Source organism: Salmonella sp. 32100201201700099SM (assembly GCF_017572645.1).
In the GTDB taxonomy this organism is placed as follows: Bacteria; Pseudomonadota; Gammaproteobacteria; order Enterobacterales; family Enterobacteriaceae; genus Salmonella; species Salmonella enterica.
This window is the reverse complement of record NZ_JAGERQ010000002.1, coordinates 369367-394409: the sequence shown is the minus strand read 5'-3', so window position 1 is coordinate 394409 and position 25043 is coordinate 369367. Positions and strand designations below refer to the sequence as shown.

General features: G+C 54.5%; 24 protein-coding genes and 3 tRNA genes. 10 read left to right on the top strand and 17 right to left on the bottom strand.

Annotated features, from left to right (window positions below):
* Positions 1-4: 4 nt before the first annotated feature.
* The gene (ettA, locus tag J4685_RS05265; RefSeq protein ID WP_000046770.1) at positions 5-1672 is read left to right on the top strand and encodes an energy-dependent translational throttle protein EttA; all 1668 of its coding nucleotides are present in this window, start codon (positions 5-7) and stop codon (positions 1670-1672) included.
* 117 nt (positions 1673-1789) lie between these two features.
* Here the strand turns inward: ettA and nadR are convergent, their stop codons facing one another.
* The 3 genes from nadR to serB form a co-directional block, all read right to left on the bottom strand.
* A complete protein-coding gene (gene nadR / locus J4685_RS05260) occupies positions 1790-3022 on the bottom strand; it encodes a multifunctional transcriptional regulator/nicotinamide-nucleotide adenylyltransferase/ribosylnicotinamide kinase NadR (RefSeq protein ID WP_023211876.1) in 1233 nt (410 codons plus the stop codon).
* Positions 3023-3172: 150 nt separating this feature from the next.
* Positions 3173-4555, bottom strand: coding sequence for a DNA repair protein RadA (radA, locus tag J4685_RS05255; RefSeq protein ID WP_001029720.1), 1383 nt, complete (start codon positions 4553-4555; stop codon positions 3173-3175).
* Positions 4556-4638: 83 nt separating this feature from the next.
* The gene (serB, locus tag J4685_RS05250; protein WP_001132983.1) at positions 4639-5607 is read right to left on the bottom strand and encodes a phosphoserine phosphatase; all 969 of its coding nucleotides are present in this window, start codon (positions 5605-5607) and stop codon (positions 4639-4641) included.
* Positions 5608-5723: 116 nt separating this feature from the next.
* On the opposite strand from serB, the gene J4685_RS05245 reads away from it, so the two are divergent.
* Both J4685_RS05245 and lplA read left to right on the top strand, forming a co-directional pair.
* On the top strand, positions 5724-6368 hold the full coding sequence (locus J4685_RS05245; RefSeq protein WP_000090067.1) for a YtjB family periplasmic protein: 645 nt from the start codon (positions 5724-5726) through the stop codon (positions 6366-6368).
* A gap of 33 nt (positions 6369-6401) precedes the next feature.
* Positions 6402-7418: a lipoate--protein ligase LplA gene (lplA, locus tag J4685_RS05240; protein ID WP_000209782.1), complete on the top strand. Its 1017-nt coding sequence runs from the start codon at positions 6402-6404 to the stop codon at positions 7416-7418.
* An 84-nt stretch (positions 7419-7502) separates the two neighbouring features.
* On the opposite strand, the gene J4685_RS05235 is transcribed toward lplA, so the two are convergent.
* The 5 genes from J4685_RS05235 to deoC all read right to left on the bottom strand — a co-directional run bounded on the left by J4685_RS05235 (position 7503) and on the right by deoC (position 12633).
* Positions 7503-7994: an REP-associated tyrosine transposase gene (locus tag J4685_RS05235; protein ID WP_000073959.1), complete on the bottom strand. Its 492-nt coding sequence runs from the start codon at positions 7992-7994 to the stop codon at positions 7503-7505.
* 206 nt (positions 7995-8200) lie between these two features.
* A complete protein-coding gene (gene deoD, locus J4685_RS05230) occupies positions 8201-8920 on the bottom strand; it encodes a purine-nucleoside phosphorylase (protein WP_000224864.1) in 720 nt (239 codons plus the stop codon).
* 209 nt (positions 8921-9129) lie between these two features.
* Positions 9130-10353: a phosphopentomutase gene (gene deoB / locus J4685_RS05225; RefSeq protein WP_000816457.1), complete on the bottom strand. Its 1224-nt coding sequence runs from the start codon at positions 10351-10353 to the stop codon at positions 9130-9132.
* Between the two features lie 51 nt (positions 10354-10404).
* Positions 10405-11727 (bottom strand): thymidine phosphorylase, encoded by a 1323-nt coding sequence (deoA, locus tag J4685_RS05220; RefSeq protein ID WP_000477835.1) that lies wholly within the window; start codon positions 11725-11727, stop codon positions 10405-10407.
* Between the two features lie 126 nt (positions 11728-11853).
* Positions 11854-12633: a deoxyribose-phosphate aldolase gene (gene deoC / locus J4685_RS05215; protein WP_001519713.1), complete on the bottom strand. Its 780-nt coding sequence runs from the start codon at positions 12631-12633 to the stop codon at positions 11854-11856.
* A gap of 259 nt (positions 12634-12892) precedes the next feature.
* On the opposite strand from deoC, the gene J4685_RS05210 reads away from it, so the two are divergent.
* Both J4685_RS05210 and J4685_RS05205 read left to right on the top strand, forming a co-directional pair.
* The gene (locus J4685_RS05210) at positions 12893-14443 is read left to right on the top strand and encodes a YjjI family glycine radical enzyme (protein ID WP_001111690.1); all 1551 of its coding nucleotides are present in this window, start codon (positions 12893-12895) and stop codon (positions 14441-14443) included.
* A complete protein-coding gene (locus tag J4685_RS05205) occupies positions 14415-15278 on the top strand; it encodes a YjjW family glycine radical enzyme activase (RefSeq protein ID WP_001064945.1) in 864 nt (287 codons plus the stop codon). Before J4685_RS05210 ends, J4685_RS05205 begins: the two co-directional genes overlap by 29 nt.
* 32 nt (positions 15279-15310) lie before the next feature.
* Here the strand turns inward: J4685_RS05205 and J4685_RS05200 are convergent, their stop codons facing one another.
* From J4685_RS05200 to J4685_RS05165, 8 genes are all read right to left on the bottom strand, one after another.
* Positions 15311-16084: a metal-dependent hydrolase gene (locus J4685_RS05200; protein ID WP_000119018.1), complete on the bottom strand. Its 774-nt coding sequence runs from the start codon at positions 16082-16084 to the stop codon at positions 15311-15313.
* The gene (locus J4685_RS05195) at positions 16081-17154 is read right to left on the bottom strand and encodes a patatin family protein (protein WP_000531549.1); all 1074 of its coding nucleotides are present in this window, start codon (positions 17152-17154) and stop codon (positions 16081-16083) included. Before J4685_RS05195 ends, J4685_RS05200 begins: the two co-directional genes overlap by 4 nt.
* Positions 17155-17277: 123 nt before the next feature.
* Complete coding sequence (locus J4685_RS05190) at positions 17278-17439, bottom strand: DUF1328 domain-containing protein (protein ID WP_000490276.1); 162 nt, start codon at positions 17437-17439, stop codon at positions 17278-17280.
* 128 nt (positions 17440-17567) lie between these two features.
* Positions 17568-18185 carry a molecular chaperone OsmY gene (gene osmY / locus J4685_RS05185; protein ID WP_000178961.1) on the bottom strand — a complete coding sequence of 206 codons (618 nt, stop codon included), beginning with the start codon at positions 18183-18185 and terminating at the stop codon, positions 17568-17570.
* Between the two features lie 401 nt (positions 18186-18586).
* A complete protein-coding gene (gene prfC, locus J4685_RS05180) occupies positions 18587-20176 on the bottom strand; it encodes a peptide chain release factor 3 (RefSeq protein WP_000175965.1) in 1590 nt (529 codons plus the stop codon).
* A 91-nt stretch (positions 20177-20267) separates the two neighbouring features.
* Positions 20268-20945 carry a pyrimidine 5'-nucleotidase gene (gene yjjG / locus J4685_RS05175; RefSeq protein ID WP_000870685.1) on the bottom strand — a complete coding sequence of 226 codons (678 nt, stop codon included), beginning with the start codon at positions 20943-20945 and terminating at the stop codon, positions 20268-20270.
* A gap of 21 nt (positions 20946-20966) precedes the next feature.
* Positions 20967-21413, bottom strand: a complete 447-nt coding sequence (gene rimI, locus J4685_RS05170; RefSeq protein ID WP_001092435.1) for a ribosomal protein S18-alanine N-acetyltransferase — start codon at positions 21411-21413, stop codon at positions 20967-20969.
* The gene (locus J4685_RS05165) at positions 21358-21795 is read right to left on the bottom strand and encodes a DNA polymerase III subunit psi (RefSeq protein ID WP_000204001.1); all 438 of its coding nucleotides are present in this window, start codon (positions 21793-21795) and stop codon (positions 21358-21360) included. The genes rimI and J4685_RS05165 overlap by 56 nt, the downstream gene beginning before the upstream one ends.
* Positions 21796-21897: 102 nt before the next feature.
* Between J4685_RS05165 and rsmC the strand changes: the two genes are divergently transcribed.
* From rsmC to J4685_RS05145, 4 genes are all read left to right on the top strand, one after another.
* Complete coding sequence (rsmC, locus tag J4685_RS05160) at positions 21898-22926, top strand: 16S rRNA (guanine(1207)-N(2))-methyltransferase RsmC (protein ID WP_001272294.1); 1029 nt, start codon at positions 21898-21900, stop codon at positions 22924-22926.
* Positions 22927-23116: 190 nt separating this feature from the next.
* Positions 23117-23203: transfer RNA gene (locus tag J4685_RS05155), tRNA-Leu, on the top strand.
* Between the two features lie 27 nt (positions 23204-23230).
* Positions 23231-23317, top strand: a tRNA-Leu gene (locus J4685_RS05150).
* A 31-nt stretch (positions 23318-23348) separates the two neighbouring features.
* Positions 23349-23435 (top strand) — tRNA-Leu (locus J4685_RS05145).
* Positions 23436-23466: 31 nt separating this feature from the next.
* Here J4685_RS05145 and J4685_RS05140 read toward each other — a convergent pair.
* A complete protein-coding gene (locus tag J4685_RS05140; protein WP_000941878.1) occupies positions 23467-23703 on the bottom strand; it encodes a DUF1435 domain-containing protein in 237 nt (78 codons plus the stop codon).
* 250 nt (positions 23704-23953) lie between these two features.
* Between J4685_RS05140 and J4685_RS05135 the strand changes: the two genes are divergently transcribed.
* On the top strand, positions 23954-25018 hold the full coding sequence (locus J4685_RS05135; protein ID WP_000211207.1) for a GGDEF domain-containing protein: 1065 nt from the start codon (positions 23954-23956) through the stop codon (positions 25016-25018).
* The last annotated feature ends 25 nt before the right edge of the window (positions 25019-25043 follow it).

Here is a 25043-nt window from a genome sequence, read left to right as displayed (position 1 = left end):
CAACGTGGCTCAATTCGTTTATACCATGCATCGTGTCGGCAAAGTGGTTCCGCCGAAACGTCATATTCTGAAAAACATCTCGCTGAGCTTCTTCCCTGGCGCCAAAATCGGCGTGCTGGGCCTTAACGGCGCCGGTAAGTCTACCCTGCTGCGCATCATGGCGGGTCTCGATAAAGATATCGAGGGCGAAGCGCGCCCGCAGCCCGGCATTAAGATTGGCTACCTGCCGCAGGAACCTCAGCTAAACCCGGAACACACGGTACGCGAGTCGATTGAAGAGGCCGTTTCGGAAGTGGTTAACGCCCTCAAACGTCTGGATGAAGTGTACGCGCTGTACGCCGATCCGGATGCCGACTTCGACAAGCTGGCCGCAGAGCAGGGCCGGCTTGAAGAGATTATCCAGGCGCACGACGGTCATAACCTGAACGTGCAGCTTGAGCGTGCTGCTGACGCCCTGCGTCTGCCGGACTGGGATGCCAAAGTCGAAAAACTGTCCGGCGGCGAGCGCCGCCGCGTGGCGCTGTGCCGTCTGTTGCTGGAAAAGCCGGACATGCTGCTGCTCGACGAACCCACCAACCACCTGGATGCCGAATCTGTTGCGTGGCTGGAACGTTTCCTGCACGACTTCGAAGGCACCGTCGTGGCGATTACCCACGACCGTTACTTCCTCGATAACGTCGCCGGCTGGATTCTGGAACTTGACCGCGGCGAAGGTATTCCGTGGGAAGGCAACTACTCCTCCTGGCTGGAGCAGAAAGATCAGCGTCTGGCGCAGGAAGCGTCTGCCGAAGCGGCGCGCCGTAAATCCATTGAGAAAGAGCTGGAGTGGGTGCGTCAGGGCGCGAAAGGCCGTCAGTCGAAAGGTAAGGCGCGTCTGGCTCGCTTTGAAGAACTGAACAGCGTTGAGTATCAGAAACGTAACGAAACCAACGAACTGTTTATTCCACCAGGACCGCGCCTGGGCGACAAAGTCATTGAAGTCAGCAACCTGCGTAAATCCTACGGCGACCGCGTACTGATCGACGACCTGAGCTTCTCGGTGCCGAAAGGCGCTATCGTCGGGATCATCGGGCCAAACGGCGCGGGTAAATCGACCCTGTTCCGCATGATGTCCGGTCAGGAGCAGCCTGATAGCGGCACCATTACGCTGGGTGAAACCGTCAAGCTGGCCTCGGTCGATCAGTTCCGCGACGCGATGGACAACAGCAAAACCGTCTGGGAAGAAGTGTCCGGCGGGCTGGATATCATGAAGATCGGCAACACTGAAATGCCAAGCCGCGCCTATGTAGGCCGCTTCAACTTCAAAGGCGTCGATCAGGGCAAACGCGTTGGCGAATTGTCCGGCGGTGAGCGTGGTCGTTTGCATCTGGCGAAGCTGCTGCAGGTGGGCGGCAACGTCCTGCTGCTCGACGAACCGACGAACGACCTGGATATCGAAACCCTGCGCGCGCTGGAAAACGCCCTGCTGGAGTTCCCTGGCTGCGCGATGGTTATCTCGCACGACCGTTGGTTCCTTGACCGTATCGCCACCCACATTCTGGATTATCAGGATGAAGGTAAGGTGGAATTCTTCGAAGGTAACTTTACCGAATACGAAGAGTACAAGAAACGCACACTGGGCGCCGAGGCGCTGGAGCCGAAGCGTATCAAGTACAAGCGTATTGCCAAATAAACGTCTGAATGCCGGGTGGCGCTTGCGCTTACCCGGCCTACAAACCCAGCGATTCCAATACGTTGTGAAACTGTAGGCCTGATAAGACGCGGTAAGCGTCGCATCAGGCATTGGTTCTTATCCCTGCTCGCCCATCATCTCTTTCACCAGTTCCACACAACGCAAAAAACGGCCATCGTAATCAGCCTCTTTAACGTGAACGAACTCAATGTTGTTCTCTTTCAGCATCTCGACCAACAGGCTCTGGAACGCTTTGCGATCCACTGAACTGCCCAGGCTTCGCAGTCCGTCAGCTACCCACGGCGTATTATTCTCCAGCAAAATCACCAGGTCGAAGCGATACTCGTCGATCAGCGCCTGGACAAACGGATGCTCGCGCCCTTCGTATTTTTTGCAAAATGCCTGGGTGGTGACGAAATCGGTATCGATAAACGCCACTTTATTCGCATATTTCACTGCGAAATCAATATATTGCGCATGGCCCAGCGCAATTTTATCGTAGTCGGAATACTGTAACGCTATCTCATCGCCGCCCAGATGCGAAAAGACATAGTCGCGGCCATATTCCCAGGCGCTGGTGGTATTAAAAATATTGGCGAGCTTATTGACCAGCGTAGACTTGCCGCTTGATTCCCCGCCCAGAATCGCGACGGTACGCACAAAAAACGGCTTCACTTCGGTAGGAATATATTCCCAGTAACGAAACGGATTTTCGCGGATTTGCGCCCCGCTGATATTCATAAACGTGCGTTCAGGATCGACCAGCACCGTCTCAATCCCTAAATGCTCAAGATACTGCGGCGCATCAGCCTCTTCGGAAGTGTAGATCCAGCTCGGCTGTATTCCCTTCTCTGCCATAAACGCTTTAATGCCGTTGCTCCAGACGTCCCAGCCATGCGGATAAGGCTCCATCCCCTCTTCATTAAAGGCGTGGATGCGAATATTTTTTTGGTATTTGAAGGTTTGCAATAACCAGCGCAGGCGATCCGACACGGTGGGCTGCTGCGACATGGCGCTATCTTCAAACAGCCCGCGGTCGCGCGTATCGTCATATCCCATAATGATGTGCAACTCATCCACCTGGCTACAGGCGCGCTGGATCAAGTAGATGTGCCCGGTATGCAATGGATAAAATTTACCGAACACCACGCCAATGTTTTTCTGTCGGCGGGGAAACTCCAGCCCGAGAAAACGGTGTAGCGCCTCCAGTTTTTGCGCGCTGGGGCTTTTGATTTTGGCGTTAAGTAACTGACTCAGATACCCCTTGGTCATACCGCTGGCGTCAGCCACCTGTTGCAGAGTGCAACCTTGCTGCTTAATCGCGGTTTTGAGATAGTCGAACGATGACACAAGAGCCTCCTGCTGGAAAAATCGCATAACACTGCCTGACGGCGCTTCGCTTATCAGGCCTACAACATCAATCCGTATCAATCCGTAGGCCGGATAAGACGCATTGCATCGCCATCCGGCAAATTATACAACATCACTACATACAGAGAATTATAAGTCGTCAAACACGCTTAACGCATCTGCGAGCTTTTTAACACCGAACACCTGCATTCCTTCCGGCGGCTTTTTCGGTACGTTGGCGGCAGGCACAATCGCCCGACGAAAACCGTGTTTCGCCGCCTCGGAAATACGCTCCTGCCCGCTCGGCACCGGACGAATCTCGCCTGCCAGCCCCACTTCGCCAAACACCACCAGATCCTGCGGCAACGGCCTGTCACGCAGGCTGGAGACCATCGCCAGCAGTAAAGCCAGATCCGCGCTGGTTTCGGTGACTTTCACGCCGCCGACCACGTTGACGAAGACGTCCTGATCCGACATTTGCAGACCGCCGTGTCGGTGCAGCACCGCCAGCAGGATAGCCAGACGGTTTTGTTCCAGACCGACCGCCACGCGTCTGGGGTTCGCCATCATCGAGTGATCGACCAGCGCCTGAATCTCCACCAGCAACGGTCGCGTGCCTTCCCAGACGACCATCACTGAACTGCCGGAAGTGACCTCATCGCCGCGGCTTAAAAAGATGGCGGACGGATTGCTCACTTCGCGCAACCCCTGTTCGGTCATGGCGAAGACACCCAGCTCATTGACTGCGCCAAAGCGGTTTTTGTGGCTGCGCAGCGTGCGGAAACGAGAATCGGCGTCGCCGTCGAGCAATACTGAGCAATCGATACAGTGTTCCAGTACTTTCGGCCCGGCCAGCGACCCGTCTTTGGTGACGTGGCCGACCATCACGATCGCCACGCCGCGCGTTTTGGCGAAGCGCGTCAGGTAGGCTGCCGTTTCGCGGACCTGGGCGACACTGCCCGGCGACGACTGGATGTCCGCCATATGCATCACCTGTATGGAGTCGATCACCATCAGTTTCGGCTGTTCTTCTTCGGCAATCAGGCAGATCTGCTCGATGCTGGTTTCGGAGAGCATATTCAGATTAGCGGTCGGCAGGCCGAGACGGTGCGCGCGCATCGCCACCTGCTGTAGCGACTCTTCGCCGGTGACGTACAGCGTTTTCATCTGCTCGGCAAGTTTGCACAGCGTTTGCAGCAGCAACGTTGATTTGCCCGCGCCGGGGTTACCGCCAATCAAAATGGCGCTGCCGGGTACCACCCCGCCGCCCAGCACGCGGTCAAACTCTTTAAAACCGGTAGAAAAGCGCGGCAGTTCCTCAAGACTGATGTCAGACAGTTTCTGCACTTTTGATACGCCCGCACTGCCGGCGTATCCGCTCAGACGTTCGTTACGCGCCACCGTCGGCGACGCGGCAAGGCGCACCTCAGTAATGGTGTTCCAGGCCTGGCAGGCGCTGCACTGCCCCTGCCAGCGTGGGTAATCGGCACCACATTCATTACAAACAAAGGCGCGTTTGGGAGCTTTTGCCACGTTTTACCTCTTTCGTTAACGCTGTTGCCGGATGGCGCTGGCGCTTATCCGGCCTACGGTCGCCTTGCCATTGGGCAGATTAATCATTTCTGGTTCATGCTGCCGGAGAGAATGCAAAACACGCCCATCAGGTCAGCGTGGCGGATCGTAATCTCCGTCTTTTCGTTTACTTTTGGCTTGGCATGGAAGGCAATACCTAACCCTGCCGCTTTGATCATTGGCAGATCGTTAGCGCCGTCGCCAATCGCCACCGTCTGCGCCAGCGGGATGTCATGCTCTTGCGCCAGACGAAGCAAGGTATTGGCTTTATACTCAGCATCCACAATATCGCCGATAACGTGACCGGTAAATTTACCGTCCATGATCTCCAGCTCATTGGCGACCGCCGCCGTCAGGCGTAGCTGGTCACGCAGATAGTCGGCGAAGAAAGTGAAGCCGCCGGAGGCGATAGCGATTTTCCAGCCGAGCGCTTCCAGTTTTAGCACCAACTGCGTTAATCCTGGCATTAGCGGCAGATTCCCGCGCACCTGGCGCAAAATATCGGCATCCGCGCCTTTCAGCGTCGCCACGCGGCTGCGCAGGCTGGCGGTAAAATCAAGCTCGCCGCGCATCGCGCGCTCCGTCACTTCAGCCACCTTCTCACCGGTACCGGCCAGCTTAGCGATTTCATCGATACACTCAATCTGGATCGCCGTGGAATCCATATCCATGACCAGCAGCCCCGGCGTGCGCAAATGCGGAATTTTACCCAGCGGCGCGACATCCAGCTGCGCCTCATGCGCCAGCCGCGTCGCACGCGGCGTCAGCGACCCCGCCAGACGAATGACCTGATAATCCTCCACGCACCAGGCGGCGACAATCACCATTGCCGCGCCCAGTTTGGTCTGATATTGAGTTAAACGCTGCTTATCCAGCCCGCGCCCATACAGCAGCCAACCGCTGCGGCCTGCATGGTAATCCAGAGGCATCACCTCGTCGCCGCTTAAAGAAAGAGGCAAACCAGGCCATAAAGAGACATCTTCAGGCAGATCGCACCAGGTAATGTTAGGCATTAAAGCTCCTGTAAATCGTTCAGGCCGGTAACCGCCCCGCGGAAAATAACGCATGAGGCTACCTTGTAACCATCGCTTCTGGCAACATTAAGCCTCAAATTTTCAGCAGGTGGAATATGGCTCGCGCAAAACTGAAATTTCGGCTGCATCGTGCAGTCATTGTATTGTTCTGTCTCACACTGCTCGTCGCGCTCATGCAGGGCGCGTCTTGGTTTAGTCAAAACCACCAGCGACAGCGCAATCCACAGCTGGAAGAGCTGGCCCGCACGCTGGCGCGCCAGGTGACGCTCAACATCGCCCCGCTGATGCGCAGCGAAACACCGGATGAAAATCGCATCAACGCCGTGCTGCGTCAGCTCACGCAAGAGAGCCGTATTCTGGATGCCGGCGTCTATGATGAACAGGGCGATCTTATTACTCGCGCTGGCGAAAGCGTCAACGTGCGCGACAGGCTGGCGCTGGATGGCAAAAAAGCGGGCAGCTATTTTAACCAACAAATTGTCGAGCCTATCCAGGGGAAAAACGGCCCATTGGGCTACCTGCGTCTGACGCTGGATACCCACACTCTGGCCACCGAAGCAAAACAGGTCGATAACACCACAAACATTCTACGCCTGATGCTGCTACTCTCGCTGGCGATAGGCGTGGTGCTGACGCGCACCTTGCTACAAGGTAAACGCACCCGCTGGCAGCAGTCACCCTTCCTGTTAACGGCCAGCAAGCCTGTTCCGGAAGAGGAAGAGCGTGAGGAAAAAGAGTAAAATGACGGCTTAATAAAGGTAAGGAAAACCACCATGACAACATTACGCCTGCTTATTTCTGACTCTTACGATCCCTGGTTTAACCTGGCGGTCGAGGAGTACATTTTCCGCCAGATGCCCGCCACCCAGCGCGTGCTGTTCCTGTGGCGCAACGCGGACACGGTGGTCATTGGACGCGCGCAAAACCCGTGGAAAGAGTGTAATACGCGGCGTATGGAAGAAGATAACGTCCGTCTGGCCCGCCGTAGCAGTGGCGGCGGCGCGGTATTCCATGACCTCGGTAATACCTGCTTTACCTTTATGGCCGGTAAACCGGAATACGATAAAACCATCTCCACCCATATTGTGCTCGCGGCGCTGAATTCGCTGGGCGTCATGGCCGATGCTTCGGGACGCAACGATCTGGTCGTAAAAACGCCGGACGGCGATCGCAAAGTCTCCGGTTCAGCCTATCGCGAAACCAAAGATCGCGGCTTCCATCACGGTACGCTGCTGCTGAACGCCGACCTCAGCCGTCTGGCAAACTATCTGAATCCGGATAAAAAGAAACTTGCGGCGAAAGGAATCACCTCCGTTCGCTCCCGCGTAGCCAATCTTACCGAGTTATTACCGGGTATCACCCATGAACAGGTCTGCCAGGCGGTCACGGAAGCCTTTTTCGCCCATTACGGCGAACGCATCGACGCGGAAGTGATTTCACCGGATAAAACGCCGGATCTGCCGAATTTTACCGAAACCTTTGCGCGCCAGAGCAGTTGGGAGTGGAATTTCGGCCAGGCACCGGCGTTCAGCCATCTGCTGGACGAGCGTTTCACCTGGGGCGGCGTCGAGCTGCATTTTGACGTAGAGAAAGGTGTGATTACCCGCGCACAGGCGTTTACCGATAGCCTGAACCCGGCACCGCTGGAAGCGCTGGCGGGGCGGCTGCAAGGCTGCCAGTATCGGGCGGATAAACTACAGGAAACGTGCGAAGCGCTGATAGCGACGTTTCCGGAACAGGAGAGTGAGTTGCGGGAACTGGCGAATTGGGTCGCAGGGGCCGTGCGTTAAAGAATTGCCGGATGGCGGCTACGCCTTATCCGGCCTACAAATGAGTGCTTTCTGTAGGCCGGATAAGCAACGCGCCATCCGGCATTACCGCCATTCACCAGCGTCAAGATCCCTCACCTCCCCCGCCCAATCAACCGGGTAAACGCCATTGCGAACATCACGATGAAAGGTCGAAAACGGCCAATCCTGCACCCGCCTTACCCAACCGTGCTTCACGGGGTTGAAGTAGAGGTAATCGACATGTCGGCGAAAATCCTTTTCGTCGCGAATCGTGTGCTCCCAGAATCGTGGCTGCCACACGTCATGGCGCATTATCGATTTGGTAAATAACTTTTTAAGCTCCCGCCAGCGAGATGAAAAGTCACAATCGTTCTCAGGAAGCGTCCAGATGCAATGCAGATGCTCAGGCAACACGACAAAAGCATCAATTTGAAAAGGCTTCGTATTTTTCACTCGGCGAATCGCAGAGCGTAATTCCGCAATCTGGCGGACAAGTAAATCACTTTTCCGGTTTTTCAGATTAACCGTGAAAAACCAGGTTCCACCGTTAATGTAATAACGACGATAGTTCGACATTTTGTTCATTCCTTAAACAAAATCCAAACGTAACGGGTTAATAGCAAAAGGCAATGCGGAGAGGGTAATTCGGGAATGAGGCTCGCAGTATAAACAGCAAATTGCCGGATGGCGGCTACGCCTTATCCAGCCTACAAATCGATCCTGTAACAATCGCAGGCCGTTGTAGGCCCGGTAAGCGAAGCGCCACCGGGCACAGCACAATCTTACTCTTTATCGCCCAGCAGTACGGATTCCAGCGCGATTTTGATCATGTCGTTGAAGGTCGTCTGACGTTCAGCGGCAGTGGTCTGCTCGTGGGTACGGATATGGTCAGACACGGTGCAGATGGTCAGCGCTTTCGCGCCAAATTCAGCCGCAACGCCGTAGATACCCGCCGCTTCCATCTCTACGCCCAGTACGCCGTATTTTTCCATCACGTCGAACATTTCGCCGTCCGGAGAATAGAACAGATCCGCGGAGAACAGGTTGCCCACGCGCGCGTCTACGCCCAGCGCTTTTGCCGCGTCAACCGCGTTACGTACCATGTCGAAGTCAGCGATAGCCGCAAAGTCATGATCTTTGAAACGGATACGGTTCACTTTGGAGTCGGTGCAGGCCCCCATACCGATCACCACGTCACGCAGTTTGACGTCCATGCGCACAGCGCCGCAGGAGCCGACGCGAATGATTTTCTTCACGCCGAAATCGGTGATCAGCTCTTTGGTGTAGATGGAGCAGGACGGGATACCCATACCGTGGCCCATCACGGAGATCTTACGGCCTTTGTAAGTCCCGGTGAAACCTAACATGCCGCGAACGTTGTTCACTTCGCGGACATCTTCGAGGAAAGTCTCAGCAATGTGCTTCGCACGCAGCGGGTCGCCCGGCATCAATACGACGTCAGCGAAATCACCCATTTCTGCATTAATATGTGGAGTTGCCATCTTCAGTTCCCTTTAAATTTGTTGTTATTGCCTGATGGCGGCTACGCCTTATCAGGCCTACAAAACGTGTGTAAAAACAGTGAAATACCCTAAGGATTTCGCGTTGTAGGAAGGCGACGAATTCGTGAATCCCCGGGAGCATAGATTAACTATGTGACCGGGGTGAGCGAATGAAGTCAACGCATCTACAGCGCGAAAGACAACGGGTATCACAGCATGTTTTTACCGTAGTCCATCGGCGATGTACCAAAGTAGGTCGCCAGCGTCTGGCCGATATCCGCAAAGGTTTCACGGTGACCTAAAGAGCCCGGTTTGACTTTCGGACCGTAGATCAGCACCGGAATGTGCTCACGGGTATGGTCAGTACCGGTCCAGCTCGGGTCACAGCCGTGGTCAGCGGTCAGGATCAGAATGTCATCTTCACCCACCAGCTCCATCAGCTCCGGCAGACGGCGGTCAAACAGCTCCAGACCTGCGGCGTAGCCCGCGATGTCGCGACGGTGGCCCCAGGAAGAGTCGAAGTCAACGAAGTTAGTGAAAACGATGGTTTTATCGCCCGCTTCTTTCATCTCTTTGAGGGTCGCGTCGAACAGCGCGTCCAGACCGGTCGCTTTCACTTTCTTAGTGATGCCGCAGTTGGCGTAGATGTCGGCAATCTTACCGACGGACACCACGTGGCCCTGTTTTTCATCGACCAGTTTCTGCAGCACGGTCGGCGCTGGCGGTTCTACGGCCAGGTCGTGACGGTTGCCGGTACGCTGGAAGTTACCGGCCTTGTCGCCGATAAACGGACGCGCGATCACGCGGCCAATGTTGTAGCCGCCTTCGGTCAGCTCTTCACGGGCGATTTCGCACAGCTCGTAGAGTTTATCCAGGCCAAAGGTCTCTTCGTGGCAGGCAATCTGGAACACGGAGTCAGCGGAGGTGTAAAAAATCGGCTTGCCGGTTTTCATGTGCTCTTCGCCGAACTGGTCCAGAATGACCGTACCGGAAGAGTGGCAGTTACCGAGATAGCCCGGCAGGTTGGCGCGTTTTACCAGCTTATCCAGCAGTTCCTGCGGGAAGCTGTTTTCGTGGTCGCTGAAATAGCCCCAGTCGAACAGCACCGGCACGCCGGCGATTTCCCAGTGGCCGGACGGCGTATCTTTGCCGGAGGACAGTTCGTGCGCCCATGCGTATGCGCCAATAACGTCCGCGTTGCCGTCCATGCCGGCGGCAATTTTACCGGTAGAGCCTTCATACGCTTTCACCAGCCCCAGACGAGTCAGGTTAGGCAGATTCAACGGGCCCTTACGGCCATTGTCAGCTTCGCCTTTGGCGCAAGCTTCTGCGATGTGGCCCAGAGTGTCGGAACCTACGTCGCCAAAACGATCCGCGTCTTCAGTAGCGCCGATGCCGAATGAGTCCAGCACCATAATAAATGCACGTTTCATATCTTCTCCGTACTTAGTGCTTCAAAAATAATTGATCAGATCAGTATACAACTATTCAGTAATTCGACGATAGACCGAAGGTGTGCTTGCTGGCGCTTTATCGTCAAGGATAATTGCCGCTTTGACGGCCTTCGCCGCTTCCTGCCAACTGGCTTCGTCTTTGGCATGAATCACCGCCAGCGGGCGCTGCCCGTCGATGCTGTCGCCCAGACGGGCCATGTCGGTAAAGCCAACGCTGTAATCAATGGTATCAGACGCCTGACGACGGCCGCCGCCCATCGAGACGACCGCCATCCCCAGCGCACGCGTATCCATTGCGCTGATAAACCCTTCGGTATCAGCATATACCGCTTTGCTCAACATGGCGGTCGGCAGGTATTTATCGTAGTTCTCAACGAAATCGCTCGGCCCTTTCTGCGCGGCCACCATCCGGCCAAAGACTTCTGCCGCTTTACCGTTATCCAGCACCGCCTGCAGTTTGGCACGCGCTTCGGCGTCATCTTTTGCCAGATTGCCGGAGATCAGCATCTCCACGCACAGCGCCATGGTGACGTCAAACAAGCGCGGATTGCGGTATTCACCGGTCAGGAACTGCACGGCTTCACGCACTTCCACCGCGTTACCGGCGCTCGAAGCCAGCACCTGGTTCATATCGGTTAACAACGCCGTAGTGCGAACTCCCGCGCCGTTTGCCACGCCAACAATCGCTTCAGCAAGGGCTTCAGAAAGTTCATAGGTTGGCATAAACGCGCCGCTGCCGACTTTTACGTCCATTACCAGCGCATCCAGCCCTTCGGCCAGTTTCTTGGCGAGGATGGAACCGGTGATCAGCGGAATAGAGTCCACCGTCGCGGTAATATCGCGGGTGGCGTAAAAACGTTTGTCCGCCGGTGCAAGCGAGCTGGTTTGCCCAATAATCGCCACACCCACGTCTTGAATAATTTCGCGGAAACGGTTGTCGTCCGGGAAGATATCAAAGCCCGGGATCGCTTCCAGTTTGTCGAGCGTACCGCCGGTATGTCCGAGACCGCGACCGGAGATCATCGGCACATAACCGCCGCAGGCCGCTACCATTGGCCCCAGCATCAGAGACGTCACGTCCCCTACGCCGCCGGTCGAATGCTTATCGACAATCGGGCCATTGAGATTCAGGCTTTTCCAGTCAAGGACAGTACCGGAATCCCGCATCGCCATGGTCAGCGAAACACGCTCCGGCATGGTCATATCGTGGAAGAAGATGGTCATCGCCAGGGCGGCAATCTGCCCTTCAGAGATAGTATTGTCACGAATACCATTGATAAAGAAACGAATTTCTTCGTCACTCAACGCATGACCATCACGCTTTTTACGAATAATTTCTTGTGCGAGAAACACGGTACCCTCCTGAGGGAAAAGAGTAGAAGGCTTACATCGCCGGATGGCGGCTAACGCCTTATCCGGCCTACAGGCCTGGATTTGTAGGCCGGATAAGGCGTTAGCCGCCATCCGGCAAATCAGAGCTTAGTAGCTGCTGGCGCTCTTACCGTCGCCGTGACCCAGCGCTTTCAGCAGGCTTGCCAGCAGGCTGGATGCGCCAAAGCGGTAGTGACGAGAATCTGCCCAGTCAGCGCCAAACAGTTCGTCTGCAATCGCGAGGAATTTCTGCGCGTCTTCCGCCGTACGTACGCCGCCCGCCGGTTTGAAGCCAACGGTTTTGGAAACACCCATGTCGCGGATCACTTCCATCATGATGCGCGCGCTTTCCGGCGTAGCGTTTACCGGCACTTTACCGGTAGAGGTTTTGATGAAATCCGCACCGGCTTTAATGGAGATTTCAGAGGCTTTACGAATCAGCGCCTCTTCTTTCAGCTCGCCGGTTTCGATGATCACTTTCAGCAATACGTTCGCTGCGGCACAAGCGTCTTTACAGGCTTTTACCAGGTCAAAACCCACCTGCTCGTTACCGGCGATCAACGCGCGGTACGGGAATACCACGTCCACTTCGTCGGCGCCGTAGGCGATCGCCGCACGGGTTTCCGCCAGCGCAATATCGATGTCATCATTGCCATGCGGGAAGTTAGTCACCGTTGCAATGCGGATGTCCGGCGTACCTTGTTCTTTCAGAGTTTTACGCGCAATCGGGATAAAACGCGGGTAAATACAAATCGCCGCCGTATTCCCGACCGGAGTTTTTGCCTGATGACACAACGCGATCACTTTTTCATTGGTGTCGTCATCGTTCAGAGTGGTCAGATCCATCAGTTTGAGCGCACGCAGGCTGCTTGCTTTTAAATCAGTCATGACATTCTCCAACGGCATTGCCGTATAAAATTTCACCTTGCGAGTCTGTTAATATTCTAACATTCACTCGCGATTACACTTCGATATACATCACAGTTAATGAAAACTACGTACAAATTTGCATTACTGTAATGAGATCTGAATCAAATTATCCCGCCGTCACCGCCTGTTCTTCGAGCGTTAAGCGCATCAGGATCAAAGTCGGTTTGCCGCCATTTTCTACAATAGCGCATCGTCCCGGCATAAAGAGGAAACGAAGATGCCTGCCTCATGCGAAACTGCGCTCCAGCAGCGTTGCCAGCAAATTGTGACCAGCCCGGTGCTCACGCCTGAACAAAAACGCCATTTTCTGGCGCTGGAAGCTGAAAACGCCCTGCCTTATCCCACCCTGCCGGAAGATGCCCGCCAGGCGCTGGATGAAGGCGTCATTTGCGATATGTTTGAGGGGCACGCCCCCTTCAAACCGCGCTACGTGTTGCCCGATTACGCCCGATTTCTGGCTAACGGTTCACAGTGGCTGGAACTGGAAGGCGCGAAAGATCTGGATGATGCGTTATCCCTACTCACCATTCTGTATCATCACGTTCCTTCCGTGACGTCCATGCCGGTTTATCTCGGCCAGCTTGATGCGTTGCTGCAACCGTATGTTAGAATTCTAACACAAGATGCGATCGATATTCGAATAAAACGTTTCTGGCGTTATCTCGACAGAACGCTGCCAGACGCCTTTATGCATGCCAATATTGGCCCTGCCGATACGCCTGTCACACGAGCGATTTTGCGCGCTGATGCCGAGCTAAAGCAGGTGGCGCCTAACCTGACGTTTATCTACGATGCGGAAATTACGCCGGACGATCTGCTGCTGGAGGTCGCCAAAAACATTTGTGAATGTAGTAAGCCACACATTTCCAATGGCCCTGTAAATGATAAAATTTTCACAAAAGGTCATTATGGCATCGTCAGTTGTTATAACTCGCTACCGCTTGGCGGCGGCGGCAGTACGCTGGTACGTCTCAACCTGAAAGCCGTGGCAGAACGCAGTACGTCTGTCGATGACTTCTTTTCACGCACGCTACCGCACTACTGCCGACAGCAGATCGCCATCATTAATTCACGATGTGAATTCCTCTATGAAAAGTCACATTTCTTTGAGAATAGCTTTCTTGTACAGGAAGGTTTGATCGATCCCGAACGTTTTGCGCCGATGTTCGGTATGTACGGGCTGGCGGAAGCCGTGAATCTGCTGTGCGAAAACGCGGGCCTGACCGCCCGTTACGGCAAGAATGAAACGGCAAACGAGCTGGGCTACCGTATCAGTGCCCAACTGGCGGATTTCGTCGAAAATACGCCAGTGAAGTATGGCTGGAAGCAACGGGCGCTGCTCCATGCCCAGTCTGGCATCAGTTCCGATATTGGCACTACGCCGGGCGCGCGTCTGCCGTATGGCGATGAACCGGACCCTATCACCCATTTGCAAACCGTCGCGCCGCACCATGCCTTTTATCATGCCGGGATCAGCGACATTCTGACGCTGGACGAAACCATCAAGCGTAATCCGCAGGCGTTGGTCCAGCTTTGTCTTGGCGCGTTCAAAGCCGGGATGCGGGAATTTACCGCCAATGTCAGCGGCAACGATCTGGTGCGCGTCACCGGTTATATGGTGCGCCTGTCGGATCTGGCGAAATTTCGCGCCGAAGGCTCGCGCACGAACACCACCTGGCTGGGAGAAGAAGCCGCACGTAATACCCGCATCCTGGAACGACAGCCACGCGTAGTCAGCCATGAACAACAGATGCGCTTTAGTCAGTAAGATCATTGCGTTTTCCTGCGTCGATGGGCCAGGCAGCCGCCTGGCATTATTCTTACAGGGCTGCAATTTGCGCTGCAAGAATTGCCATAACCCGTGGACGATGGGTCGCTGTAACGACTGCGGGGAATGCGTATCGCAGTGTCCGCATCACGCCCTCAGCGTTGATGGCGGGAAAGTGGTATGGCGGTCGGACGTCTGCGAGCAGTGCGATACCTGCCTGAAAATGTGCCCACAGCAGGCAACGCCAATGGCGCAGACCATGAGCGTTGACGATGTGCTGCGTCATATTCGTAAAGCATCGCTGTTTATTGAAGGTATTACCGTCAGCGGCGGAGAGGCGACCACGCAATTACCGTTTATTGTGGCGCTATTTACGGCGATCAAAGCCGATCCGCAGTTACAACGGCTGACCTGTCTGGTGGACAGTAATGGTCAGTTAAGCGAGACCGGCTGGCAGAAACTACTGCCGGTTTGCGACGGCGTAATGCTCGATCTGAAAGCCTGGAAGAGCGAGTGTCATCACCGTCTGACCGGACGTGATAACACGCATATTAAGCACAGTATCCGCTTTCTTGCTGCGCGGGGAAAACTGGCGGAGCTGCGGTTGCTGGTTATCCCGGGTCAGGTGGACTATGCGGCGCATATCGATTCACTGGCGGCGTTTATTACTTCGCTGGGCGAGGTTCCGGTGCGTTTGAATGCCTTTCATGCGCATGGCGTCTATGGCGAAGCGAAAGCCTGGCCAGGCGCGACGCCGCAAGAGGTGGAACGGCTGGCTGACGGATTGCGCGCGCGTGGGGTGGCGAAGCTGATTTTGCCGGCGCTATATCTGTAAGCGTCACCTGCCGGATGGCGGCTGCGATGCCCTCAGAGCCGAAACAAGGTAATGGTATTGCGATACAGCGCATCGGCTATCACCTCTGCGGGCTCCGGGCGTAATTCGCAGAGCGCATCAAATACGCGCGCCGCCTGCTCCGGGCGATTCGGCTGCCCCTGAAACCCTTTTAGCGGCATATCCGGCGCATCGGTCTCCAGCAACAGCGCGTCCAGCGGCAACCGCGCCATAACATCACGGGTTTTACTGGCGCGCGGGTAGGTGATGGTGCCGCCGACGCCGATTTTATAGCCCAGTTGCACAAAACGTTCGGCCTGTTGCAGACTGCCGGCAAAACCATGCACCACACCGGTTCGCGGCAGATCCTGGCGCTTTAAGCGCATCGCCAGTTTGTCATGCGTGCGCCGCGAGTGAAGGATCACCGGCAGATCGTAGCGTTTTGCCAGTTGCAGCTGCGCGTCTAACAATCGCTCTTGCCTGGCGAACTGCGGATCGTCGCGATAGAGATCGAGACCGATCTCGCCTACCGCCACGACGTTCTGTTGTTGCGCCAGCGCCTGTTGCAGCTTATCAGGATCGTCATCGACATGACGCTCAATCACTATGGGGTGCAATCCCAGCGCAGCATAAAGCGACGGGAAACGCGCCGCCAGCGCCAGCACGCGGGGAAAGTGCGCCGCCTCGGTCGCCGGCACGATGATTTTTTCAACGCCCGCCTCACAGGCACGCTGAATACTGGCGCGCTCATCGCCCGTAAAGGGCGGGAAATCAAAATGGCAATGCGTATCAATAAAGCGCCAGCTCACGCCAGATCCTCGTCGGTAAATGTGGTGTCGTTTGCCTGCGGCGCGCTAATAACCTCCGTCACATGCGTATCATTGGCCACCGGCGCCGAAGGCACGACCACCGTTTCCGGCACGGTAATCCGCGACGAATGGCGCAAAAGAGGCGGCGTTGCGGCGAGCAATTTACCAACGGTGGCAAGGAAATAACGCCCGCATAATTGCCCGGTTTTGTAATCCTCACGCAGCGCCGGGATACGGCTGCCCAGCGCCATGCTGTGCAGCGGTTTCGGCGGATAAATTTCAATGATCCGCAGCTTACCCGGCGGCTTTTCAATAAATTGTTGGATCGCGCTGTAGGACGTTTCATGATGTTGCACCAGGTTGACCAACGGCTGTAGACTGCTCTCTCCCAGCCAGCGCTCCATACGCTTAAACCACTGCGGCGTGTAATACATTTGCGAGGGTACGGTGCGGATCACCACAATGGTTTTCGCCCCCCGCTTTGCCGCCTCCTGAACCGGAATGGCGTCGCTAATGCCACCGTCCAGATAGTTGATGCCCTCTAACGTAACGCCGGTACGGTAGAAACCCGGTATGGCGCTGGAGGCGCGAATGATATCAAGCCAGTTTTGTTTTGTCGGCGAGAAATAGCCCGGCGTGTAATCATCCCCCCGGCAGGCGCACATATAAAAGGATTTTCCGCTGTCGAACAGGCGCGCTGCGGTATCCATCTGCAGCGGCATCCGGGCGGCGGTGGACTCCACCAGCCAGTCGAGGTCGATAAGGTTTCCTCCGCGTACAAATCGCAGCGGATCAAAAAATTCGCGCCTGGTGGTATAGCGCATAATGACTTTACGCCCGTAGCCGGGCTGGTTGCAGAGATACGCCGAGAGATTTTGCGCACCGACTGATGTACCGAAGTAGAGATGGAAAGGATTAAACTGCGCACGCATAAACTCATCCAGCACGCCTGCGGTAAAGATGCCCCGCTGCCCCCCGCCCTCACAGACCAGCGCCATACGGCCTGGCCGGAACGGTGTTAATGATAACGGCGCAATATTGCCGAGCGTAACCGGTATTCGCTGGCCCACCTCTGCCTTCCTGTTTTTCATTTTTTTCCAGGCTGACAAGGTAACGCAAAACGTTAACGGCTAAAACCGTAAAAGCCAGTCCGCTGGACTGGCTTGATAGCAATATATCTTTACAGATGCCTGCTAGGGTCGTTTACGGCCCATGAACAGGCTGACCAGGAAGAGCACGATCCCGACGACGAAGACGATTTTCGCCGCGCCGGCAGCCGTACCAGCCAGTCCACCAAAACCCAATGCGGCGGCAATTAACGCGATAACCAGAAATATAATGCCCCAACGAAACATAAGCCTCTCCTTTACCATAGTTAATGTCGACCGCTAAATATGAGCGCTCAGGCTACTCATTCGCGATATTTTTAGTGTGGTGCACATTACGCCTCCCGACAAACGTCGGGAGGACGAATTACGACGAATTACTGAACTTTCAGATCGTTTTTAACACTTTTTACGCCATCAACGGCTTTCGCGATGCTTTCAGCGCGGTCGCTTTGTTCCTGAGTTTCAACAGTACCGGAGAGCTGTACGACGCCATCGGTCGTTTCCACTTTCACTTTACGGGAAGGGACGAGATCGTCCGCCAGCAACTTGGCTTTGACTTCACTGGTCGTGGCCGTATCGCCGGCATAACCTTTCACGGAACCTTCTTTATTGTCGCGAACGTGAAGTTTGTCGCTAACGGAGGCCACGCCTTCTACGCCTTTCGCCACTTTCACGGCGGCTTCAGCCTGCGCCTGGCTTTCTACAAAGCCGCTCAGGGTGACGACTTTCTGATTGGTTTCGACAGAAATATCGGTGCTTTTAATATTGTCATGGTCTACCAGCGCAGCTTTTACTTTCGCAGTGATGGCGCTGTCATCCATGAAGTTACCGACTTTATTCATAGAGCTATCGACTTTTTGCCCTGCGGTTTCGGTTCCGCTTTGCGCCTTGTCCGTTGTTGCGTTTTCTGCAAAGGCAGAACCTGTCGCAACAGCAGAGGTCAACATTACGGCCAGCAGAGTTTTAGAAATCTTCAGTCTTGTCATAGTCATCGATTTTGTCCTGTATAGTTTGCTCGTAATTTGAGCTCAGGCAACACGAGGTTGCATTGCTGAATGCGTTGAAACTCACCGGTTTCTGAAGTCAATGACTGGCATCACATTCGTGAATTTGTAACGACGCGTCGCCTGCCACCCTTCCGTTTCAGTTATTAATATCGTGACTGAAACAAATCTCAGCTTTAAGCTCTCATATTCACGCATTGAACAGGCATTAAAGCCGACATTTATGTCATCACTTTGTTAAATATAGATCACAATTTTAAAATCGCTTGTCGGCGCGTATAAAAAACAGGCAGATCGGAGAAAAAACGCGGGATTTAAGAACATTCCGTAAGCGGTTAAAAAGGCAGGGAAAGTACGAAGGCGCGGCGGATGCCGCGCCCGGAAAGGGATCAGTGTTCGCGCGTTTTACGGAACTGAACGTCAGGGTAACGTTCCTGGGTCAGGTTCAGGTTAACCATTGTTGGGGCGATATAGGTGAGGTTGTCGCCACCATCCAGCGCCAGCTGCGTTTCATTCTTACGCTTGAACTCTTCGAATTTCTTCGCATCGGCGCTTTCCACCCAGCGTGCCGTCGCCACGTTGACGGATTCATAAATCGCCTCAACGTTGTATTCGCTTTTCAGGCGCGCGACAACAACGTCAAACTGCAAAACGCCCACGGCGCCGACAATCAGATCGTTGTTGGAGATGGGACGGAATACCTGAACCGCCCCCTCTTCAGAAAGCTGCACCAGCCCTTTCAGTAGCTGCTTCTGCTTGAGCGGATCTTTCAGGCGAATACGACGGAACAGTTCCGGCGCAAAGTTCGGGATACCGGTAAACTTCATCATCTCGCCCTGAGTGAAGGTATCGCCGATCTGAATGGTGCCGTGGTTATGCAGACCCAAAATATCGCCCGGGTACGCTTCTTCAACGTGCGAACGGTCGCCCGCCATAAAAGTTAACGCGTCGGAAATCACCACATCTTTGCCGGTACGGACCTGGCGTAGCTTCATGCCCTTCTCATACTTACCGGAAACCACGCGCATAAACGCCACGCGGTCGCGGTGTTTCGGGTCCATATTGGCCTGAATTTTAAAGACAAAACCGGTGAATTTCTCTTCCGAGGCTTCCACTGTACGGGTATCGGTTTGACGCGGCATCGGCGCGGGCGCCCACGCCACTAAACCATCCAGCATATGGTCAACGCCAAAGTTACCCAGCGCGGTGCCGAAAAATACCGGGGTAATTTCCCCTGCCAGGAACAGCTCTTCATCAAACTCGTTAGACGCGCCCTGCACCAGTTCCAGCTCGTCGCGCAGCTGCTGCGCCAGATCTTCACCGACGGCGGCGTCCAGATCCGGGTTATTCAGCCCTTTAACGATGCGCACTTCCTGAATGGTGTGCCCCTTACCGGTCTGATACAGATAAGTTTCATCTTTATAAAGGTGATAAACGCCCTTAAACAGCTTGCCGCAGCCAATCGGCCAGGTGATCGGCGCGCAGCCGATTTTCAGCTCGTTCTCGACTTCATCCAGCAGCTCCATCGGGTCGCGGATGTCACGGTCGAGTTTGTTCATAAAGGTCAGGATTGGCGTATCGCGCAGACGGGTAACTTCCATCAGCTTGCGGGTCCTGTCTTCAACGCCTTTTGCGGCGTCGATCACCATCAGACAGCAGTCCACCGCCGTCAGGGTACGGTAGGTATCTTCGGAGAAGTCTTCGTGCCCCGGGGTGTCCAGCAGGTTCACCAGACAGTCGTGATACGGGAACTGCATCACCGAGGTGGTGATGGAGATACCACGCTGTTTTTCCATCTCCATCCAGTCAGATTTTGCATGTTGGCTGGAGCCACGGCCTTTTACCGTACCGGCGGTCTGAATCGCCTGTCCGAACAGCAACACTTTTTCGGTAATGGTGGTTTTACCGGCGTCCGGGTGAGAAATGATGGCAAAAGTGCGGCGTTTGGCCACCTCTTGCAAATAAGGAGACAACGTCATAGTCAAATCTTCTTGAGTAAGCGCGGCGTTTGACCACGCATGTTGAATACGAAAAATGCGGCTATTTTACCCATCAACCTGGGGGAGGCAATCAGTGTTTACACAGGAGCTGCTCCAGTTCGCTTAATGACGCCACAGTCCAGGTTGGATGGATACCCGCGGGCTGCTCGCGATGATGCGCGTTAAGCCAGCAGGTCGACAGTCCGGCGTTAATGCCGCCAAGAATATCGGACTCCGCGGTATCGCCAATCATTAATACGCGCGAGCGGTCAGGATTCCCCGCCTGCTCCAGGGCGTAGTTAAAGATTTTCGGATCGGGCTTCGCGACGCCAACCTGCTCGGAAATCACCAGCAGATCGAAATACTCGCGCAGCCCGGTGCGCTCCAGACGAGTTTGTTGTAGCGCGGTAAAACCGTTAGTAATAATACCGATTTTAGCCTGCCCGCGAATCGCATTAAGTAGCGAAACGGCGCCCGGCAAAGGAGAACAGATCTCCGCCATCGCACTAATAAAAGCGTCATTCAGCAGTCCCGGCGCAACGTTTAGCCGTTCAGCCCAACTTTGAAAACGCGCGTGCTGCAATTGTAATGAGGTAATCGCGCCGTTCTGATAATCCACCCATAGCGGCTTATTCACGGCCTGGTAATCCTGGAAATCCTCAGCGGTAAAGGTGACGCTATAGTCAAGGAACATCCGCTGTAAGCCGGTGAAAGAATCAAACGTAAACAGCGTTTCATCGGCATCAAAGAAAATCCAGTCCCACTTCATCATTACACCTTGCCTCTTTTATTACATGCTTATCGGTAACGCCATGATGATGGCGTCCTCATGCCCTTGTGCCGTGGGATAGTAATTGCGGCGAATCGTCGCCTCGTTAAACCCCAGACTTTCATACAGCGCGATGGCGGCAGCGTTAGAGGCGCGTACCTCCAGCCATAACGTTACAACACCGCGTTTTTCCAGTTCATCAATCAGATGCTCAAGCAGCATACGCCCCAGCCCCCGACGCTGAAAATCCGGATCGACGGCGATATTGAACAGCGTCGCTTCGTCCAGCACCACCTGTGTAATGGCAAACGCGGCCATTCTGTCATCAGCGGTCAGCTTAAGGTTGAGATACCGTTCGCCCTGGTTGCCGAAAAACGTTTTTTCGCTCCACGGAAACGCATGAGCGCGTTGCTCAATCTGCCAGGCTGCGGGGAGATCGGTCGTGCTGAGGATAGAAATCGTGTTCATGTTCGCAGATTTGTTGCCATAGTGCGGCGCGTGCCGCCGGGTTTGCCCGGAGTTCATTAAACGCCGGCGTCGTGACCTGAGCGCCTTCGAGTTGGAGCGGCGCGTCAGTTCCTAACCGCCAGCTATTACAACGGCTGCCCTGCGGCAGCATGACGACGCGCTCAGGCGTCAGCGGTAAAACCTGATCGGGACTCACGGTCAACGCGCGTAAAATATCGCGCATTAGCGGCTCGTTCAGCGCGGGTAATTCCTCTGCAACCACGATCAGACGAACGTGCGCGGGAAGGGAAATCGCAATCTCGCCCTGTAGCGCGCCAGGACGTCGCAGCGCCCACTGCGTAATACCCAGTTGCTGTAACTGCCAGTCTCGTCGGGATGTCATAGCGAAACGCTCCTGTAATCAGGGGCGCAAATATAGCAAATCTGTCGAATCTCCGCCATCAAACTACTATAATCGCCGCCAGTCTGAATTAAGGAGCATTCCATGTCTGCTTTTACCCCGGCAAGTGAAGTCTTGCTGCGCCACAGTGATGATTTCGAACAAAGCCGTATTCTTTTTGCCGGAGATTTGCAGGATGACCTGCCCGCGCGCTTTGAATGCGCCGCCAGCCGCGCGTATACGCAACAGTTTCACCACTGGCAGGCGTTAAGCCGCCAGATGGGCGATAACGTCCGTTTTAGCCTGGTCGCGCAAGCCAGCGATGTCGCTGACTGCGATACGCTGATCTACTACTGGCCGAAAAATAAACCCGAAGCGCAGTTCCAGTTGATGAATATTTTGTCGCTGATGTCGGTGGGCAGCGATGTTTTCGTCGTGGGAGAAAACCGCAGCGGCGTGCGTAGCGCCGAACCGATGCTGGCGGACTATGCGCCGCTGAACAAAGTAGATAGCGCGCGACGTTGCGGCCTTTACCATGGTCGTCTGGAAAAGCAGCCGCAGTTTAGTCTTGAATCCTGGTGGGCCGAGTACAATATCGACGGGCTGACCATCAAAACGTTGCCGGGCGTATTCAGCCGCGACGGACTGGATGTTGGTAGCCAACTGCTGCTGTCTACGCTGACGCCGCACACCAAAGGTAAAGTGCTGGATGTCGGCTGCGGCGCTGGCGTACTTTCCGCCGCGCTGGCCAGCCATTCGCCGAAAGTGCGCCTGACGCTGTGTGACGTCAGCGCGCCGGCGGTGGAAGCTAGCCGCGCTACGCTTGCCGCTAATGGTCTTGAAGGCGAGGTATTCGCCAGCAACGTCTTTTCGGAAGTCAAAGGACGTTTTGACATGATCATCTCCAACCCGCCGTTCCACGACGGAATGCAAACCAGCCTTGATGCGGCGCAAACGCTCATTCGCGGCGCAGTGCGCCATCTGAACAGCGGCGGAGAGTTACGCATCGTGGCGAACGCCTTTCTGCCCTATCCTAAGATTCTGGATGAGACCTTTGGCTTCCATGAAGTCATCGCGCAAACCGGGCGCTTTAAGGTTTATCGTACCGTGATGACCCGTCAGGCGAAGAAATAGTTGGCCTGATAAGCGCAGCGCCATCTGGTTGCATGTGCCGGATGGCGACGCCAGGCGTCTTATCCAACCTACGTCTCGCGCCCATTTTTGCAGCAATCAATCTATCCCATGCAATTAACTGTTGACGAATAGCTGAAAACCACTAGAATGCGCCTCCGTGGTAGTGATTCTTTTCAAGAATCGATGGTATGCGAAGGTGGCGGAATTGGTAGACGCGCTAGCTTCAGGTGTTAGTGTCCTTACGGACGTGGGGGTTCAAGTCCCCCCCCTCGCACCAAAACCACGTTGATATTGCTCGCACTGGGCGAAGGTGGCGGAATTGGTAGACGCGCTAGCTTCAGGTGTTAGTGTTCTTACGGACGTGGGGGTTCAAGTCCCCCCCCTCGCACCAACGAGGCGATATCAAAAAGTAAGATAACTGTGCGAAGGTGGCGGAATTGGTAGACGCGCTAGCTTCAGGTGTTAGTGTCCTTACGGACGTGGGGGTTCAAGTCCCCCCCCTCGCACCAATTATCTTATCCTTCCTTTGTCCCTTCATTTTCATCCCTGATTCCAGTTCATCATTGCCAACATCATGCCGCCAATAAGCGCTATACACGATGGCAGCAGTACAAAATGCCGTAATTGTTTGTGATACAACATCAGCGCAGACAGTAGCAATCCTGATACAATCAACAGCTTCAGCGCATAAGCTGACAGGCCGATAAACGCCAGTCCAACGATAATCACTCCAGGCAATAACACGCCCCATCCGCTGCCTAACGTCCGCTGCAACATGGTTTTACCTCTGGAATTGATAATGATAACCAATATCATATGATATATTTTCTCATTTGTCAGCCAGGGAGAAAGCTAAAGAGATGAGTTTTACTTAACGGTTGATGACACGTATTCAGTAAGATGATAAATTGTCCGACTGTTAACGTAAAAACAACAACACCTCGCTTTAGGCGACCTTTTCTCATACGTTATTTTCATGTTGGCGCCCGATTCCGTGTATATCACCGATAAATAACGACAATTACCCATGACAACACCATCCTGGCGGTCGCTTCGTATTAAGAAGTATCAGTTTTCTTTACGTCTTTTCTTGTTTCTCAACGCCGTGTCGGCGCTATTTACTCTCGTTTTCCCCCTTTATCAGATCAATGTATTTTGCACGCCAATGATCGGGATAGTTGTCCTGAGCGTATTACTGTTGATATGGCATGGGAAATATGGACAAAAAAGAATTAATCTCCCCTTTATCTCCCTACTCTTTGGGGGAATATGGGCGGCGCATATTGCGCTAAAGTATCCGGCGTTAGGCCATTATGATTTCTCTTTTTTACTGATTTCCCTGCTTAGCGTTCTGTTTATCGGCTCGATAGCCTTTGCCGCGAATATCGTCGCGTTTACGCTCTATTCGCTACCGCCAGTCGCGGTCTGCCTGTGGCTGAACGGTAATGAACAAGGTTTGCGAATTCTCTATTTGCTGGCCCTGCCAATGGTGGGAATCGCTATTCAACATGTTATCCAGAAACGCTACGATAACTTTGCCCAACAGCTCATGTTTAAGCTGCTGGCCGAGCGGGAAACCCTCAATGGCCTGAGTATGCTTGATCCATTAACCGGCTTATATAATCGCCGTGGCCTGCAAAATCGGCTGGATACGTTACAGGCGCCGGGCAGCCATGAACACTACGTCCTGCTATTGGATATCGATCATTTCAAAGCGTACAACGATCACTACGGTCATATGATGGGCGATCAGGCGTTAATCCGCGTCTCAGCGGCAATTCGGGACGCCGTGCGATCGCGCGATGTCGTCTGCCGTTTTGGCGGGGAAGAATTTCTGGTGTTGCTGACCACCGCCGAACCACAGCAAGCCCGCGCTACCGCAGAACGTATCCGACAGGAAGTATACGATCTTAAAATCCCGCATATGTTTAACGAAAGCGTCGCCACCAATGTCACTGTCAGTATCGGCATTGCGCCCCTGACGGATCGCAATATCGGAGACGCTATCGAAAAAGCGGATAAAGCGCTCTACGAAGCCAAGCATCTTGGACGTAACCACATTCTGGTCAGCGACGACATGCGCGCCCTATGAATCCTGCTGACGTAATCGTGCTACG